The sequence below is a fragment of the Streptomyces sp. NPDC041068 genome, assembly GCF_040647455.1.
Taxonomy (GTDB): Bacteria; Actinomycetota; Actinomycetes; order Streptomycetales; family Streptomycetaceae; genus Streptomyces.
This window is the reverse complement of record NZ_JBEZCG010000009.1, coordinates 304,908-322,168: the sequence shown is the minus strand read 5'-3', so window position 1 is coordinate 322,168 and position 17,261 is coordinate 304,908. Positions and strand designations below refer to the sequence as shown.

The following is a 17,261-nucleotide window of genomic DNA, read 5'->3' as shown; positions in this document are numbered from 1 at the left end:
CGCCGCTTCACCGATCCATCGCACGACCCAGCTTCACCGCACGACCCCAGCTTCACACCACCGCGGTGCCGGGGAGGGTCCGGTTCACCGCCTGAGTCCTGGAGAAGGCGAGGACTTGAGCATGGGATCCACCAGCGTCAACCGTCGTGATGTCATGAAGAGGGCGGCAGCCGCCGGTCTGCTCGCGGTGCCCGCCGTCGGGGCGCTCACCTCCTGCGCCAGCGGGGGCGGCGAGGACAACAAGGCCGAAAAGGGCAAGAAGTCCAAGAAGAACCCGCTCGGTGTGAAGCAGGACGCCGACCTTTCGGTCTACATCTTCAACGGCGGATACGGCGACAAGTACGCCCAGTTCGTCACCGACATGTATGCCGAGAAGTACCCCGAGTCCGACCCGGGCCAGAAGGCCACCACGAAGATCGCCACCCAGGTACAGCCGAAGATCGTGCGCGGCAACCCCACGGCGGACGTCGTCAACAACTCCGGCGCCGACCTGATGAACATCGGCAAGCTGGTGCACAACAAGCAGGTCGCCGACCTAGGCGAGGTGCTCGACGCCCCCTCGTGGGACGACCCGAACGTGACGGTGCGCGAGACCCTCGTACCCGTCGTCGAGCAGATGGGCCGCTTCGGCGGCGAGGAGTGCTACCAGCTCAACATCACGCTGACGGTGTACGGCAACTGGTACTCCAAGAAGCTCCTGGAGGAGGGGCTGGAGTCCGAGTACCCGAAGACCTGGGACGAGATGCTCGCGGTCTGCAAGAAGGCCAAGGCCAAGGGCATCCACGGCTGGAGCTACCCGGGCGGCCACCCGCGGTACATGTTCTTCAGTATGTACGCGATGTTCGCCCAGCGCGGCGGCCGCGACGTCACCACGGCGATGGACTACCTGGAGCCGGACGCCTGGAAGCACGACGCGGTCAAGGACGTCTTCGAGGCCTGGGAGGAGCTGGTCGCCAAGAAGTACGTGCTGACCGGCTTCGACGGCACCGAGGCGCACACCGAGATGCAGACCGCGTGGACGAAGGAGGGCAAGTGCCTCTTCGTGCCCAACGGTTCGTGGGTGGAGAACGAGGCCAAGGACACCACGCCCAAGGACTTCGCGATGACGGTCGGCGCGACCCCGTCACTCGACAAGGACGACAAGCTGCCGTTCGGCACCCTCTACGCCCCGGCCGGTGAGCCCTTCATCGTCCCCGCCAAGGCCAAGAACCGTCAGGGCGGCCTGGAGTGGATGCGGATGATGTACAGCAAGGAAGCCGCGCGCAACCTCTTCGAGGAGGTCGGCTCGATGCCCGTCGTCAAGGGCGCCATCGACGGAGTGAAGCTGCCCTCGGGCACCGCGAGCGCCCAGGCGGCGATCGAGGCGGCCGGTGAGAACGTCGTCATCCCGCAGTTCGTCGACTGGTACAACGAGCTGTTCCGCGAGGACTTCAACAACATGATCCACAAGTTCATGATGGGTCAGATCGGCACCAAGCAGGCGATGGACGCCATGCAGAAGGCCGCCGACCGCATCAAGAACGACCCCGACATCACCAAGGTCAAGAAGGCCTGAGCGGGCAGGGCTGAGCAGCGTGAAGACCGACACCCAGGTGGGCAACGGCCGCCCGCCGTCGAAGAGTTCGATGAAGCGGGCGGGCAACGGGACCGGACAGGACGCGCCGAACCGGCTGTTGTTCGTCCTCGCGGTGCTGTTGCCGCCCCGCTTCACCCCCCAGAAGGTCCGCTACGACCGGCGTTACCGCACGCTCGACAAGTACCGCTTCATCGTGGGCTTCCTGATCGTGCCGCTCGCGTTTTACGCGCTGTTCGTCGTCTCGCCCTTCCTGCAGGCGATTTACTACTCGTTCACCGACTGGTCCGGCGGTCCGGTCGCGAACTTCATCGGGTTCGACAACTACCAGAAGATGTGGAACGACGAGAGGTTCTGGGACTCCCTGAAGGTCAGCGCCCTCCTGCTCGTCGTCGCCCCGCTCGTCACCCTCGTCCTCGGCATCTTCTTCGCCTACATGATCACCTCGGGCGGCCGGCACCGCAGGGGACAGGCCATCGCGGGCGTCGCGGGTTCGTCCTTCTACAAGGTCGTCTACTTCTTCCCGCAGGTCCTGTCCGTCGCCATCATCGCGGTGGTGTGGGGGCGCGTCTTCAACACCAACAGCGGCCTGATCAACGGCGGTCTGGACAAGATCGGCATCGAAGGACCCGCCTGGCTCGGCGGCGACCACACCCTCGGTCTGATCTCCCTGCTCACCGTGATCAGCTGGAGCTTCGTCGGCTTCTACGTCGTGCTGTTCTCCGCGGCGATGGGCTCGATCCCCAAGGACATCTACGAGGCGGCGCTCCTGGACGGGGCGGGCCGCGCCCGCACCTTCTTCAGCGTCACGCTCCCGCTGATCTGGGACACGGTGCGCACCGGCTGGATCTACATGGGCATCCAGGCGCTCGACACCTTCGCGATCTGCCTCGTCATGGTGCCGCCGCACGTACTGAAGGTCACCCCGGTCTTCCTTTACGAACGGTTCCGTGACGGCCAGTACGGCTACGCCACGTCCATCGGCGTCGTCCTTCTCGTCCTCAGCATGGTGTTCTCCCTGATCATCATGCGGGTCGGGAATCGCGACCGGATCGAATACTGAGACCGCGGGAGCCACTGCATCATGACCACGACCGCCACCGCCGCGCCCCGCCCCGAGACCGCCGACGCGCCCGGCCGCCAGAAGGAGACGGGCACCACCCTCAACGTCTTCTCGCACGCCTTCCTCGTCCTGTGGGTGATCCTCGCGGCGGGACCCCTGATCTGGGTCGCGCTCACCGCGTTCCGTCCCTCGGTGGAGATCCTCAGCGACCCGATGGGCTGGCCCGCCTCCTTCCACTGGGAGAACTTCACCAACGCGTGGAACAAGGCGAACATCGGCCAGTACACCCTCAACTCGCTGATCATCCTGGCGGGTTCGCTGACCGGCACCATGCTGCTCGGCTCGATGGCGGCCTATGTCATCGCCCGCTTCACCTTCCCGGGCAACCGCGTCATCTTCATGCTGTTCGCGGGCGGCATGATGTTCCCCGTCATCCTGGCGCTCGTCCCGCTCTTCGCGGTCATGGAGAACTTCGGTCTCCTCGACACCCGGCCGGGGCTGATGATCGCGTACATCGCGTACTCGCTGCCCTTCACCACCTTCTTCCTGACCTCCTTCTTCCGTACGCTGCCGACCGGCGTGCAGGAGGCGGCGATGGTCGACGGGGCCTCGCACACCCGCACCTTCTTCCAGATCATGCTGCCGATGGCCAAGCCGGGCCTGGTCAGCATCGGCATCTTCAACTTCCTCGGCCAGTGGAACCAGTACCTGCTCCCGCTGCTGCTCAACAACGAGGACGAGAAGAGCTACGTGCTGCCCCAGGGCCTCGCCTCGCTCGCGGTCTCGCAGGGCTACCGCGGCGACTGGGGCGCGCTCTTCGCGGGCCTGACGATCGCCATGCTGCCGGTGCTCGTCGTGTACGCGGTCTTCCAGCGGCAGGTGCAGGCCGGCCTGACCGCGGGGGCCATCAAGTGACCTGGTGGAGAAGGTGATTTCAGCTTGGCCACGAAAGTGGTCTACGCCTGTTGAGGCAAAACGGGGCGTGAGTAGTGTCGGCGCCACGGCGCTGCGGGGGGCGACTGTACGCGCTCACGTCGACACCGATGTCGAAGGGTTGAACAGCAATGAGGAATCGAATAGTCGCCACCGGTGCGGCAACGCTCTGCATGGCGCTGGGACTTGCCGCCTGCAGCGGGGACAGCGACAGCGGTGACAGCAAGACCATCAAGCTCGTCGCGGCCGACTACGGCGACAAGGCCTCCAACGCCTCCAAGGTGTACTGGGCCGAGGTCAAGAAGGAATTCGAGAAGGCCAACGAGGGCTACACGGTCGACGTCCAGGTCATCAACTGGAACGACATCGACAAGCAGGTCAAGAACATGATCCAGGCGGGCAACGAGCCCGACCTGCTGCAGACCGGCGGCTATGCGGACAAGGTCGCCGACGACCTGCTCTACAAGGCGGACGAGGTCCTCTCGCGCGAGACCCGCGACAACCTCATCCCGTCCTTCGCCGAGGCCGGCGAGGTCGACGGCGACCAGTACGGCATCCCCTGGGTCTCCTCCAGCCGCGTGATGTTCTACAACAAGGACGTCTTCAAGAAGGCCGGGATCAAGAGCCCGCCGAAGACGTGGGACGAACTCGCCGACGCCGCAAAGAAGATCAAGGACAAGAAGGCCGCCGACACCCCCTACGCCCTGCCCCTCGGCCCCGAGGAGACCCAGGGCGAGTCGATGATGTGGGAGCTCGGCAACGGCGGCGGCTACACCGACGCCGACGGCAAGTACACCCTCGACAGCGCCAAGAACGTCGAGACCTTCGAGTGGCTCAAGACCAACCTGGTCAAGCCCGGCCTCACCTACGCCAACCCGGCCTCCACCGACCGCAAGACGGCCTTCGCGGACTTCGCGGCCGGCAAGGTCGGCATGCTCAACGGCCACCCGAGCCTGATCCAGATGGCCAAGGACGGCAAGGTCGACTACGGCGTCGTGCCCATCCCGGGCAAGGAGGGCCCGCTGCAGAGCACCCTCGGCGTGGCCGACTGGATGATGGCGTTCAAGGACGGCGGAGCGGAGAAGGAGGGCGTGAAGAAGTTCCTGGACTTCACGTACTCCAAGAAGATGCTGGCGTTCGACGAGATGTACAACCTCATGCCGGTCACCAAGGACGCCCTGAAGCAGATGACGGACAGCGGCAAGCACAAGGACCTGGAGCCGTTCTTCCAGGTGCTGCCGAACGCCAAGTTCTACCCGCTGGGCGACACCTCCTGGGACGTCGTCTCCGCCGAGATGAAGAAGACCGGCGGCAAGGCCGTCTCCGACGACCCGAAGACGGTTCTCGGTGACCTGCAGAAGAAGGCGGAGTCGGCAGCCGCCGAGTCCAAGTAGCCGCCCCCGTAATCAAGTTCGCTCAGTTCACCCAGTTCGCAAGGAGACCTTGTGTCACTGAAGGCCCCTCCGTCCACGGCCGAGTCCGGCCGGGGACGGGGCGGGCGCGCACCCGGGCCGGTGAGCCGCCGCACCGGCATCGCCCGGCTCGGCCCGCTGCCCTGGATAGCGCCCGTCATCCTGCTGATCCTCGCCGTGGTCGTCTGGCCCGTCATCGAGCTGATCCGCACCTCGTTCCTCAACATCTCCATCGCCGGCAAGGTGCGCGGCAGCGCCGGGACCGACAAGTTCAAGAAGCTCTTCGAGGAGAGCGACTTCGGGTCCGTCCTGTTCTGGACGGTGGTGTGGACGGTCGTCGTCGTCACGGTGACGATGCTGCTCTCGCTGGCCCTGGCCCAGCTGTTCAACCAGAAGTTCCCCGGCCGCCGCATCGCCCGCTGGGCGCTGATCGCCCCCTGGGCGGCGTCCGTCCTGATGACCTCCATCGGCTTCAAGTGGATGCTCAACCAGACCGCGGGCGTGCTCAACACGTTGATGCTCGACCTCGGTCTGATCGACAGCTCCAAGGACTGGCTGGGCAAGCCGGAGACCGCGTGGCCGTGGATGATGGCCGTCGCCGTCTTCGTCTCCCTGCCCTTCACCACGTACACGCTGCTCGCCGGGCTCCAGACCATCCCCCAGGACGTCTACGAGGCGTCGCGGATCGACGGTGCGGGCTCCTGGCAGACGTACCGCCACATCACGCTGCCGATGCTGCGGCCCGCGTTCCTCGTGGGTGTGGTCATCAACCTCATCAACGTCTTCAACTCCTTCCCGATCATCTGGGCCATGACCCAGGGCGGTCCGGGCTACGACACCTCCACGTCGATGGTGTTCATGTACAAGCTGAAGGAGACCGACATCGGTGAGTCCGCGGCCATGTCGGTCGTCAACTTCCTGATGGTCGTGGTGCTCGTGCTGATCTTCCTGAAGGTCAGCCGGTGGAACGAGGAGGACTGATGGCCACCGCGACGGCGACCCGCCCGGCGCCGCAGAAGGGCGGCGGCTCCCGGCCGAAGCGCACCTTCCGGCCGCGCACGCTGGTCATCACGGCCTGCGCCTGGCTCCTTGCGGCGATCTTCCTCGCGCCGTACCTGGAGATGATCGTCACCGCGCTCCGCCCCAAGGAGGAGCTGCGGGACCGCACGTACCTGCCCCAGAACCTGGAGTGGGCGAACTTCATCGACGTATGGAAGGAGTCGGAGCTCGGCCAGAACCTCCAGGTGACGCTGCTCGTGGCAGGCGGCGCCACGCTGCTGGTCCTGCTGGTCTCGCTCCCGGCCGCCTACTACACGGCGCGCATGCGCTACCGCGGCCGCAAGCTGTTCCTCCTGCTCGTCCTCGTCACGCAGATGTTCCAGCCCACGGCGCTGCTCGTCGGCCTGTACCGGGAGTTCCACCAGCTGGACATGCTCAACTCGGTCTGGACGCTGATCCTCACCAACGCGGCGTTCAACCTCGCCTTCGCGGTCTGGATCCTGACGGCCTACATCAGCTCGATCCCACCGGAGCTGGAGGAGGCCGCGATGGTGGACGGCACGAGCCGCTTCGGCGCCATGATCAAGGTGACACTCCCGCTGGCGCTGCCGGGCGTGGTGACGGCCATGATCTTCACCTTCATCACGGCCTGGAACGAGTTCGTGATGGGCCTCACCCTCACCACGGAGCCGGACAAGCAGCCGCTGACGGTCGGCATCAACAACTTCATCGGCAACTACACGGTGCAGTGGAACTACCTGTTCGCGGCATCGGTGGTCGCCATCGTCCCGGTCATCGTGCTGTTCGCCGTCATCGAGAGGCATGTGGTGTCGGGGCTGACGGCGGGTTCGGTGAAGTAGACCGTGCCGCGGGACGCGCTTGTGGCGCCCGCGGGACACCGGCGCCAGGAATCCGGGCGGCACGGAGGGCTCAGGTGGCCCCGCGTGCCGCCCGGTCGTCGATCGGCGCGAGGTACGGTCTCCGCCCCTGCTTGATCCTCGTCAAGGACTTGACTGCGACATCTCCTTCGGCAGAGTTTGGAGTTCACAACTTGTACGGGCGGCTAAGTGCCGTACGTCATACGGCAAAGGGTGGATGAGTCAATGGAGACTCCGGGGTCGCAGTCCTCTCTGCACCGGGCCAATCTGGAGCGGGTCGTGCGCGCCGTGCGGCTCGCCGGGTCGCTCACGCAGGCGGAGATCGCGAGAGCGACGGGCCTGTCGGCCGCGACGGTCTCCAACATCGTCCGGGAGCTGAAGGACGGCGGGACCGTCGAGGTCACGCCCACGTCGGCGGGCGGCAGGCGGGCCCGCAGCGTCTCGCTCAGCGGGGACGCGGGCATCGTCATCGGTGTCGACTTCGGCCACACGCACCTGCGCGTGGCCGTGGGGAACCTCGCCCACCAGGTACTCGCCGAGGAGGCCGAGCCGCTGGACGTCGACGCGTCCGCCGCGCAGGGCTTCGACCGGGCCGAGCAGCTGGTCAGCAGGCTGATCGCGGCCACGGGCGTCGACCCCACGAAGATCGCGGGCGTCGGGCTCGGTGTGCCGGGGCCCATCGACGTGGAGTCCGGGACCCTCGGCTCGACGTCGATCCTGCCGGGCTGGACCGGCACCAAGCCGGCCGAGGAGCTGGGGGCCCGCCTCGGCGTTCCCGTGCACGTCGACAACGACGCCAACCTCGGCGCGCTTGGTGAGCTGGTCTGGGGGAGCGGCCGGGGCGTCAAGGACCTCGCCTACATCAAGGTCGCCAGCGGTGTGGGCGCCGGCCTCGTCATCAGCGGGCGGATCTACCGGGGGCCCGGGGGCACCGCGGGCGAGATCGGGCACATCACGCTCGACGAGTCGGGTCCCGTCTGCCGCTGCGGCAACCGCGGCTGCCTGGAGACCTTCACCGCGGCCCGCTATGTCCTGCCGCTGCTCCAGTCCAGCCACGGCACGGACCTGACCATGGAGCGCGTGGTGGGCCTCGCGCGCGACGGCGACCCCGGGTGCCGCCGGGTGATCGCGGACGTCGGGCGGCACATCGGCAGTGGCGTCGCGAATCTCTGCAACCTGCTCAACCCCTCCCGTGTCGTGCTCGGCGGTGATCTCGCGGAGGCCGGCGAGCTGGTACTCGGGCCCATCAGGGAGTCCGTCGGGCGGTACGCGATCCCGAGTGCGGCGCGTCAACTGTCCGTACTCCCCGGGGCACTTGGGGGACGGGCCGAGGTGCTCGGCGCGCTGGCCCTCGCCCTGAGCGAGATGGGCGATTCAACCCTTTTGGATGGAACGCTGCCCGCGAGCGCACCTGCCTTCACTTAGATAACGCATGGCACCGTTGTCATCTCGTTAAGGATTTACTCCTTGACGCTGGTGTGGCGGCCGAGTTGACTTCGAGCCACCTCGGCCGCAACGACGCGGCCTCGTCAGGGAGGCACCCCACCATGAACGCAATGACGCGTCGCGTCGTCATAGGCACGGCCGCGGTTTCGATGGCACTCGCCATGACCGCATGTGGCAAGGCCGGAGACGGCGACGAAGAAAAGGGCGGCGGCGACAACAAGACCATCGGTCTGCTGCTCCCCGAGAACAAGACCACCCGGTACGAGACCTTCGACCGCCCCATCATGGAGGCGAAGATCAAGGAACTCTGCTCGGAGTGCGAGGTCAAGTACAACAACGCCGGTCAGGACATCGAGACCCAGAAGAAGCAGTTCGAGGCCCTCATCACGCAGGGCGTCAAGGTGATCATTCTCGACGCGGTCGACTACAAGTCCACCAAGTCCTGGGTCAAGCAGGCGGACGCCAAGGGTGTGAAGGTCGTGGCCTACGACCGCCTCGCCGAGGGCCCCCTCTCCGCCTACGTGAGCTACGACAACGAGAAGATCGGCCGCCTGCAGGGCGGCGCCATGGTCAAGGCGCTCGGCGCCAAGGCCAAGGACGCCAACGTCGTCATGATCAACGGCTCGCCGACCGACCCGAACGCCCCCTTCTTCAAGAAGGGCGCCCACTCGGTGCTCGACAAGAAGGTCAAGGACATCGCGTACGAGCAGGACATCCCGGACTGGTCGCCCGACGAGGCGAACCGCAAGATGTCCTCCGCGATCGACAAGCTCGGCAAGGACGGCATCCAGGGCGTCTACGCCGCCAACGACGGCATGGCGGGCGGCGTGATCACCGCGCTCAAGCAGCGCGGTATCAAGGTCCCCGTCGGTGGTCAGGACGCCGAACTCGCGGGTGTGCAGCGCCTGTTGAGCGGCGACCAGGACTACACGATCTACAAGGAGATCAAGCCGGAGGCCCAGACCACCGCCGAGATCGCCGTGCGCCTGCTCCAGGGCAAGAACATCGACGACGTCACCGACCAGAAGGTGAACTCGCTCAGCGGCGACTTCAAGGACATCCCCGCCAAGCTGTACGACGCGCAGGCGATCACCAAGGACGAGGTCGCCGACACGATCGTCAAGGACAAGGTCTACAAGGTCAGCGAGATCTGCACGGCCCAGTACAAGAAGGCGTGCGACGCCGCGGGTATCAAGTAACTCCCGCTTGCGGTAAAGCCGTTCGTACGAAGTGAGTTCCGCGGAGCGTGAGAGCGCTCCCCGGGCGTACGTGCGACGGCCTCCAGTACCGGTCCGGTGCCCGCCTCACAAACCGCCCCGCAATCGGAGGGGCGGGCACCGGACTTGCCCTTGACGCACCACCATCCCCGCCGGTCAGGCGGCGAAGGAGATGATTCACGTGTCCGCTACGCCCGTGCTGGCGTTGCGCGGGGTCTCCAAGCGGTTCGGCGCCGTCCAGGCGCTCACGGACGTAGACCTCGAAATCCACACCGGTGAGGTGGTCGCCCTGGTCGGCGACAACGGCGCCGGCAAGTCCACCCTCGTCAAGACGATCTCGGGCGTTCACCCGATCGACGACGGCACCATCGAGTGGGAGGGCAAGGGGGTCCGCATCGGACGCCCGCACGACGCCCAGAACCTCGGCGTCGCCACCGTCTACCAGGACCTCGCGCTCTGCGACAACCTCGACGTCGTCGCCAACCTGTTCCTCGGCAGCGAGCTGAAGAGCGCCTCCGTCCTCGACGAGATCAAGATGGAGAAGCGGGCCAGGGAGCTCCTGGACACCCTCTCCATCCGCATCCCCAGCGTCCGCATTCCGGTCGCGGCGCTCTCCGGCGGTCAGCGCCAGGTCGTCGCCATCGCCCGCGCGCTGGTCGGGGACCCCAAGGTCGTCATCCTCGACGAGCCCACCGCCGCCCTCGGCGTCGAGCAGACCGCACAGGTCCTCGACCTGGTGGAGCGCCTGCGCGAGCGCGGCCACGGCGTGATCCTCATCAGCCACAACATGGCCGACGTGAAGGCCGTCGCGGACAAGGTCGCGGTGCTGCGGCTCGGCCGCAACAACGGCGTCTTCTCCGTCGCCGACACCACCAACGAAGAGATCATCGCCGCCATCACCGGCGCCACGGACAACGCCGTCACCCGCCGCAAGGCGCGCACGGCCACGGTGACGAAGGAGGACGCCAAGTGAGCGACCTCGCCAAGACCCCGAAGCCCGCAACGGACACCCCGCCCGTCGAGGAGTCGGCGGCGCCCGTCCCGGCCGTCGATCCGCGCCTGCTCATCCGCGAGGAGGGCCTGGCCGGCTACTGGACCGAGTTCAAGCGCAAGATGCGCGGCGGTGAGCTCGGCTCGCTGCCCGTCGTCATCGGCCTGATCGTCATCGCGATCATCTTCCAGGCGAAGAACGACCACTTCCTGGACGCGAGCAGCCTCGCGAACATCGCGGTCTTCACCTCCGGCCTCGGCATCATGGCCGTCGGCATCGTCTTCGTGCTGCTGCTCGGCGAGATCGACCTCTCGGTCGGCTCGGTGGCCGGCATGGGCGCGGCGGTCTGGGCCGTGCTGAGCGTCACACACGGTCTCAACGACTGGCTCGCGGTGTTCATCGCCATCGCGACGGGCCTGGTCATCGGCGCCGTCCACGGCTTCTTCTTCGCCAAGATCGGCGTGCCCGCCTTCGTGGTCACCCTCGCGGGCTTCCTCGGCTGGAGCGGTGTGCAGATCTGGCTGATGGGCGGCGAAGGGAGCATCAACACTCCCGAGGGCAGCGTCGTCGAGGACCTGACCGGTCACTTCTTCGCCGAGAAGGCCGCGGCGTACGGTCTCGCGGCCGTCGCGATCATCGCGTACGCGGGATCCCTGCTGCTCGACAGCAGGCGCCGCAAGGCCGCAGGGCTGCCCTCGCGCCCCGTCAGCGAGATCGTGCTGCGCACGGTCGTCGTCGCCGTCCTCGCGGGCGGCGCGGCGTACGAGCTGAACGAGCCGGTCGGCGCCCGTGGCCTGCCGCTGGCCCTGGTGCTGTTCCTCGCCGTTCTGGTCGTCGCGGATTTCGTGGCGCGGCGCACCACCTTCGGCCGCCAGGTCTTCGCGGTCGGCGGCAACGCGGAGGCCGCGCGGCGGGCCGGCATCAGCGTGGACCGGGTCCGGATCACCGTCTTCGCGATCTCCGGCATGCTGGCGGCCTTCGGCGGGCTCTTCATCGCGAGCCAGTCGGGTGGCGCGACGAAGAGCCTGGGCGGCGGCAACACGCTGATGATGGTGATCGCGGCGGCGGTCATCGGTGGCACGAGTCTCTTCGGCGGGCGGGGCAAGGTGTGGTCCGCGCTGCTCGGGATGCTCGTGATCCAGTCGATTCAGCAGGGACTGAATCTGCTGGGGATGGCGAGTGAGATCCAGTACATGATCACGGGGGCGGTGCTGCTGGCCGCGGTGGTCATCGACTCGGTTTCTCGGCGTACCCAGAAGTCGGCAGGGCGGGCTTAGCGGTCTGTCGGCTGCCGGTCCGTTTGGGCTGGTCGCGCAGTTCCCCGCGCCCCTGAAGGGGCGCGGCCGATGCACCGCAAGGGGAACAATTGTGCCCCTTGCGGTGCATCTGTTCGTGTGACCGGGAAAACGCCTCCCGGACGCGGGTCCCGGCGGCGGAACATTAGACTCGACAGACCCGGCAATGCTCGAACAGCACATGTCAGCTCTACTGCAAGGAGGCACGGGTGCCGCTGCTGACCCGCATCACGGGACCGCGCGATCTGGACCGGCTCAGCGCCGAGGAGCTGAACCAGCTGGCCGGAGAGATCCGCGGCTTCCTCGTCGACGCAGTCTCCAAGACCGGCGGCCACCTCGGCCCCAACCTCGGCGTGGTCGAGCTCACCATCGCCCTGCACCGCGTCTTCGAGTCGCCCCAGGACAAGGTCCTCTTCGACACCGGCCACCAGAGCTACGTGCACAAGCTGCTCACCGGCCGCCAGGACTTCGGCAAGCTGCGGGGCAAGGGCGGCATCTCCGGCTACCCCTCGCGCGCCGAGTCCGACCACGACGTGATCGAGAACAGCCACGCCTCCACGGTCCTCGGCTGGGCCGACGGCCTGGCCAAGGCCAACCAGGTGCGCGGCAAGGACGACCACGTCGTCGCCGTCATCGGTGACGGCGCCCTGACCGGCGGCATGGCCTGGGAGGCGCTGAACAACATCGCGGCCGCCAAGGACCGCCCGCTGGTCATCGTCGTCAACGACAACGAGCGCTCCTACGCCCCCACGATCGGTGGTCTCGCCAATCACCTGGCGACGCTGCGCACCACCGACGGGTACGAGCGTTTCCTGGCCCGCGGGAAGGACATCCTGGAGCGCACGCCGGTCGTCGGCAAGCCGCTCTACGAAACCCTGCACGGCGCCAAGAAGGGCCTGAAGGACTTCATCGCCCCGCAGGGCATGTTCGAGGACCTCGGCCTGAAGTACGTCGGCCCCATCGACGGCCATGACATCGAGGCCCTGGAGTCCGCCCTGCAGCGAGCCAAGCGCTTCGGCGGCCCGGTCATCGTGCACTGCCTCACCGAGAAGGGCCGCGGCTACAAGCCCGCCGAGGAGGACGAGGCCGACCACTTCCACGGCATCGGCCCGATCCACCCCGACACCGGCCTGCCCATCGCGGCGGGCGGCATGGACTGGACGTCCGTGTTCGGCGAGGAGATGGTCAAGCTCGGCCACGAGCGTGAGGACATCGTCGCGATCACCGCCGCCATGCTGCAGCCGGTCGGCCTGCAGCGGTTCTCCAAGGAGTTCCCCGAGCGGGTCTACGACGTGGGCATCGCCGAGCAGCACGCGGCCGTCTCGGCGGCGGGCCTGGCCACCGGCGGTCTGCACCCCGTCTTCGCGGTGTACGCGACCTTCCTCAACCGCGCCTTCGACCAGGTCCTGATGGACGTCGCCCTGCACAAGTGCGGCGTGACCTTCGTCCTGGACCGCGCGGGCGTCACCGGCACCGACGGGGCCTCGCACAACGGCATGTGGGACATGTCGATCCTGCAGTGCGTGCCGACCCTGCGGATCGCCGCGCCGCGCGACGCCGACCAGGTCCGCGCCCAGCTGCGCGAGGCCGTCGAGGTCGATGACGCCCCCACCGTCGTGCGCTACTCCAAGGGCGCGGTCGGCCCGGCGGTCAAGGCCGTCGGCAAGGTCGGCGGCATGGACGTGCTCCGCAAGCCGGGCGTGGGCAGGCCCGACGTCCTGCTCGTCTCCGTCGGCGCGCTCGCGCCCATGTGCCTGGAGATCGCCGACCTGCTCGACAAGCAGGGCATCTCCACGACCGTCGTCGACCCCCGCTGGGTCAAGCCGGTCGACGAGGCCATGGCGCCGCTCGCCGAGCAGCACCGCGTCGTCGTCACCGTCGAGGACAACTCCCGCTCGGGCGGCGTCGGTTCGGCGATCGCCCAGGCCCTGCGCGACGCGGGCGTCGACGTGCCGCTGCGCGACTTCGGCATCCCGCCGCGCTTCCTCGACCACGCGTCCCGCAAGGAGATCATGGCCGAGATCGGCCTGACCGCCCCGGACATCGCTCGCCAGGTGACGGGTCTGGTCGCCAAGCTGGACGGCAGGTTCGAGCGCTCCACCGCGGCCGCGGTGGACTCCGTGGAGCCCGCCCGCGACTGACGTCAACCCGCACCGCCGAAGGGCCGGTCTCCACACCCTGTACGGGTGGTGGGACCGGCCCATTCGCGTGAATGGGCCCGTGCCGGGGCTTAGGCGGTACTCGGCCTCTCGATCATGTCGGGGACGACAACGTGGGAGGTACGCCCGTGAGCAGCACCCTCTTCAGGACGAAGAGCGTCGAGCAGTCCATCAAGGACACCGAGGAGCCGGAGCACGCGCTCAAGAAGTCGCTGTCCGCACTCGACCTCACGGTCTTCGGCGTCGGCGTCATCATCGGAACGGGCATCTTCGTCCTGACCGGGAAGATCGCCAAGGAGACCGCGGGGCCCTCGGTCGCGCTGGCCTTCGTCGTCGCGGGCCTCGTCTGCGGCCTCGCGGCGCTCTGTTACGCCGAGTTCGCCTCGACGGTGCCGGTGGCCGGGTCCGCGTACACCTTCTCGTACGCCTCACTCGGTGAGTTCCCGGCCTGGATCATCGGCTGGGACCTGATCCTGGAGCTGGCGCTCGGCTGCGCCGTGGTCGCCGTCGGCTGGTCCGGGTATCTGCGCTCGCTCCTGGACACCGCGGGGATGCATCTGCCGCAGGCGCTGAGCGGGACGCACGACGGCCAGTTCGGCTTCGACCTGCTGGCCTGTCTGCTCGTGCTCGTCCTGACCGGCATCCTCGTCGCGGGGATGAAGCTGTCCTCGCGGGTCACCAGCGTGATCGTGGCCGTCAAGGTCACCGTGGTGCTCCTGGTCATCATCGTCGGCGCGTTCTTCATCACCGGCGCCAATTACGACCCGTTCATCCCGCCCACCGAGCACGTCGAGGGGGGCGGCGGCATCACCGCGCCGCTGGTCCAGCTGATCTTCGGGTTCACGCCCTCCAACTTCGGCGTGATGGGCATCTTCACCGCCGCGGCCGTCGTCTTCTTCGCGTTCATCGGCTTCGACATCGTCGCGACCGCCGCCGAGGAGACCCACAACCCGCAGCGCGACGTGCCCCGCGGCATCCTCGGCTCGCTCTTCATCTGCACGATCCTGTACGTCGCCGTCTCCGTCGTCGTCACGGGCATGCAGAAGTACACCGAGCTCTCCACGGACGCGCCGCTCGCGGATGCCTTCAAGGCCGTCGGGCACCCCTTCTGGGCGGGTCTGATCAGCTTCGGCGCGGCCGTCGGCCTCACCTCGGTCTGCATGATCCTGCTGCTCGGCCAGACCCGCGTCTTCTTCGCGATGAGCCGCGACGGACTCCTCCCGCTGACCTTCTCCAAGGTCCACCCCAAGTTCGGCACGCCGTATCGCTCGACGATCCTGCTCGGCGGGATCGTGGCGGTCGTCGCGGGCTTCACCTCCATCGACGAACTGGCCGAACTGGTCAACATCGGCACGCTGTTCGCCTTCGTCGTGGTCGCCCTCGGCGTCATCCTGCTCCGCAAGCAGCGCCCCGACCTGCCGCGCGCCTTCCGTACGCCGCTGGTGCCGTTCGTCCCGATCCTGTCGGTCCTCGCCTCGCTGTGGCTGATGCTGAACCTGCCGGCGGAGACCTGGCTGCGGTTCGGTGTCTGGATGGTGCTCGGCATCGTCATCTACTTCGTGTACGGGCGCTCGCACAGCCGGCTGCTCCAGCGGGACCCGAAGGCTGGTGACGCTTTGTAGTCATCTGCTATTCGGCACGCCTTCTTTCCCGGCCCTGTATGTCCCGATCCGATGGGAAGTGCGGGGCCGGATAGCGTGCACCGTATGCTCGCCGCGCCCTCCGCATCACTACGCTCCGTACGCAATCTCCGGGTGCCGGGCCCGCGCAAGGAGTACGTCCCCGACGGGGGCACACGGGACCCGTACTGGACCCGGCTGCTCCCGCTGCTCGCCGCCCTCGCGTGCGTGACCCGGCTGCCGTCCTTCCGGTGGCCGCTGTGGAACCCCGACGAGGGGTATCTCGCCGTCCAGGCAAGGATGTTGGCGCACGGCGGCGAGCTCTACGAGACGGTCGTCGACCGCAAGCCGCCGCTCGTCCCCTGGTTGTACGCGGGCGCCTTCGCGCTCTGCGGCGACGCCTCGCTGCTGCCGCTCAAGATCCTCGCGGTCGCCGCCCAGCTCCTGACCGCGGTGCTGTTGGTCTCGCTGGCCCGGCGCCGCTGGGGCGACGAAGCGGGCCGTACGGCAGGCGTCCTCCACCTGTTGATCTCGATCGGCCTCAACCCGGAGGACGCCCAGGCGGCCACCTTCGAGATCTTCATGCTGCCGTGCACGGCAGCCGCCATGTGGTGCGCGGACCGCCGTAGATGGGGTGCCGCGGGCGCCGCCGTGGCCTGTGCCTTCCTCGCCAAGCAGACCGGGGGAGCGGTGCTGCTGCCTGTCGTCTGGCTGCTGTGGCGCGCCGGGGCGCCCCGGCGGGACGCGCCGCGCCTGGCGGCCGGGCTGTGCGGCCCCGTGCTCGCCGCGGCCCTGCTGACGACGCCCTCGGGGTTCCTGTTCTGGACGGTGACGGGATCGGGTGCGTACGCCTCCTTCACCGGCTCCGAACTCCACGTCCTGGGGCGGGGGTTGGTGAACGCGGCGATCCTCGCCGTGGCCTGCGCGGGGATCATCCCGCCGGTGGTGCGGGTCCTGCGGGTCGCGCGGACCGGGGTGGGGGAGCTGTGGCTGTGGCTCGCGTCCTCGGTGGCCGCGGTACTGCTCGGCTTCCACTTCTTCGGGCACTACTACCTTCAACTCATGCCGCCACTGGCCCTGTTGGGCGCGGCGGCGCTGCAGATCCTGCCGCGCGAGCGGACGGTGCGGGCGATCGTCGCCTCGGGGGGCGTGTGTGCGGTGTTCCTGGCGTGGGGGCTGCTGGTGCCGAGGCCGGAACTGGCGCATGCGGCGCGCCTCGCGGAGACGGTCAGGGCGCATACCGCTCCGCAGGACCGGGTGTTGTTCTGGGGGATGCATCCGGAGGCGTACTGGCTGGCGGACCGGGCGCCCGCCAGCCGCTATCTGACGGCAGGGCTGCTCACGAATTACAGCGGGGGGCGGAACGGGCCGCAGGTGGGGGAGAAGTACGGGGTCGCAGGCGCTTGGCCTGTCTTTCGTGAGGAGTTGCGCGCCCGCCCGCCGGTGATGGTGGTGGACGACTCCCGGGGCAAACCGTTCGCGCCGGAACGGGTTCCTTCGCTCCGGCGGGTTCTGGCGGTGGGGTATGAGCCGGTGATGTGGGTGGAGGGGGCGGTGGTGTATGTGCGGGTGGAGGAGTAGGGATGGTTGTTCGTCTGCGGCTCGGTGGGGGCTGGTCGCGCAGTTCCCCGCGCCCCTATCGGGCCACGGATGCTGACGAACGGTGGATCGGCCCC

At 67.8% G+C, this 17,261-nt stretch carries 13 protein-coding genes; all 13 read left to right on the top strand.

Translation table 11 applies throughout. The features are described 5' to 3' along the window. The first annotated feature begins 121 nt into the window (after positions 1-121). The 13 genes from ngcE (at position 122) to AB0B50_RS22645 (ending at position 17,166) form a co-directional block, all read left to right on the top strand. Entirely contained in the window at positions 122-1,555 is a 1,434-nt protein-coding gene (ngcE, locus tag AB0B50_RS22705; protein ID WP_362334668.1) for an N-acetylglucosamine/diacetylchitobiose ABC transporter substrate-binding protein, read from the top strand. A gap of 70 nt (positions 1,556-1,625) precedes the next feature. Beyond that, positions 1,626-2,636 (top strand): sugar ABC transporter permease, encoded by a 1,011-nt coding sequence (locus AB0B50_RS22700; protein WP_362334901.1) that lies wholly within the window; start codon positions 1,626-1,628, stop codon positions 2,634-2,636. A 21-nt stretch (positions 2,637-2,657) separates the two neighbouring features. Continuing rightward, positions 2,658-3,551, top strand: a complete 894-nt coding sequence (locus AB0B50_RS22695; RefSeq protein ID WP_362334664.1) for a carbohydrate ABC transporter permease — start codon at positions 2,658-2,660, stop codon at positions 3,549-3,551. 149 nt (positions 3,552-3,700) lie between these two features. Next, positions 3,701-4,963 carry an extracellular solute-binding protein gene (locus tag AB0B50_RS22690; RefSeq protein WP_362334661.1) on the top strand — a complete coding sequence of 421 codons (1,263 nt, stop codon included), beginning with the start codon at positions 3,701-3,703 and terminating at the stop codon, positions 4,961-4,963. A gap of 51 nt (positions 4,964-5,014) precedes the next feature. Further along, a complete protein-coding gene (locus tag AB0B50_RS22685) occupies positions 5,015-5,962 on the top strand; it encodes a sugar ABC transporter permease (RefSeq protein ID WP_362334658.1) in 948 nt (315 codons plus the stop codon). After that, positions 5,962-6,840: a carbohydrate ABC transporter permease gene (locus AB0B50_RS22680; RefSeq protein ID WP_362334655.1), complete on the top strand. Its 879-nt coding sequence runs from the start codon at positions 5,962-5,964 to the stop codon at positions 6,838-6,840. Before AB0B50_RS22685 ends, AB0B50_RS22680 begins: the two co-directional genes overlap by 1 nt. Before the next feature lie 243 nt (positions 6,841-7,083). Continuing rightward, on the top strand, positions 7,084-8,283 hold the full coding sequence (locus tag AB0B50_RS22675; RefSeq protein WP_362334652.1) for an ROK family transcriptional regulator: 1,200 nt from the start codon (positions 7,084-7,086) through the stop codon (positions 8,281-8,283). A 131-nt stretch (positions 8,284-8,414) separates the two neighbouring features. Next, positions 8,415-9,503, top strand: coding sequence for a substrate-binding domain-containing protein (locus AB0B50_RS22670; RefSeq protein WP_362334899.1), 1,089 nt, complete (start codon positions 8,415-8,417; stop codon positions 9,501-9,503). Positions 9,504-9,693: 190 nt separating this feature from the next. After that, complete coding sequence (locus AB0B50_RS22665) at positions 9,694-10,494, top strand: ATP-binding cassette domain-containing protein (RefSeq protein WP_362334649.1); 801 nt, start codon at positions 9,694-9,696, stop codon at positions 10,492-10,494. Next, complete coding sequence (locus AB0B50_RS22660; RefSeq protein ID WP_362334647.1) at positions 10,491-11,789, top strand: sugar ABC transporter permease; 1,299 nt, start codon at positions 10,491-10,493, stop codon at positions 11,787-11,789. Before AB0B50_RS22665 ends, AB0B50_RS22660 begins: the two co-directional genes overlap by 4 nt. A 227-nt stretch (positions 11,790-12,016) precedes the next feature. Then, positions 12,017-13,948 carry a 1-deoxy-D-xylulose-5-phosphate synthase gene (gene dxs / locus AB0B50_RS22655; protein WP_362334644.1) on the top strand — a complete coding sequence of 644 codons (1,932 nt, stop codon included), beginning with the start codon at positions 12,017-12,019 and terminating at the stop codon, positions 13,946-13,948. 146 nt (positions 13,949-14,094) lie between these two features. Further along, the gene (locus AB0B50_RS22650; protein ID WP_362334641.1) at positions 14,095-15,588 is read left to right on the top strand and encodes an amino acid permease; all 1,494 of its coding nucleotides are present in this window, start codon (positions 14,095-14,097) and stop codon (positions 15,586-15,588) included. Between the two features lie 84 nt (positions 15,589-15,672). Further along, the gene (locus AB0B50_RS22645; RefSeq protein ID WP_362334638.1) at positions 15,673-17,166 is read left to right on the top strand and encodes a glycosyltransferase family 39 protein; all 1,494 of its coding nucleotides are present in this window, start codon (positions 15,673-15,675) and stop codon (positions 17,164-17,166) included. Positions 17,167-17,261 lie beyond the last annotated feature (95 nt).

Excerpts from the sequence above, each read along its gene's own strand:
- ngcE (WP_362334668.1), top strand. The coding sequence starts at position 122 with ATGGGATCCACCAGCGTCAACCGTCGTGATGTCATGAAGAGGGCGGCA.
- AB0B50_RS22700 (WP_362334901.1), top strand. The coding sequence starts at position 1,626 with ATGAAGCGGGCGGGCAACGGGACCGGACAGGACGCGCCGAACCGGCTG.
- AB0B50_RS22695 (WP_362334664.1), top strand. The coding sequence starts at position 2,658 with ATGACCACGACCGCCACCGCCGCGCCCCGCCCCGAGACCGCCGACGCG.
- AB0B50_RS22690 (WP_362334661.1), top strand. The coding sequence starts at position 3,701 with ATGAGGAATCGAATAGTCGCCACCGGTGCGGCAACGCTCTGCATGGCG.
- AB0B50_RS22680 (WP_362334655.1), top strand. The coding sequence starts at position 5,962 with ATGGCCACCGCGACGGCGACCCGCCCGGCGCCGCAGAAGGGCGGCGGC.
- AB0B50_RS22675 (WP_362334652.1), top strand. The coding sequence starts at position 7,084 with ATGGAGACTCCGGGGTCGCAGTCCTCTCTGCACCGGGCCAATCTGGAG.
- AB0B50_RS22670 (WP_362334899.1), top strand. The coding sequence starts at position 8,415 with ATGACGCGTCGCGTCGTCATAGGCACGGCCGCGGTTTCGATGGCACTC.
- AB0B50_RS22665 (WP_362334649.1), top strand. The coding sequence starts at position 9,694 with ATGATTCACGTGTCCGCTACGCCCGTGCTGGCGTTGCGCGGGGTCTCC.
- AB0B50_RS22645 (WP_362334638.1), top strand. The coding sequence starts at position 15,673 with ATGCTCGCCGCGCCCTCCGCATCACTACGCTCCGTACGCAATCTCCGG.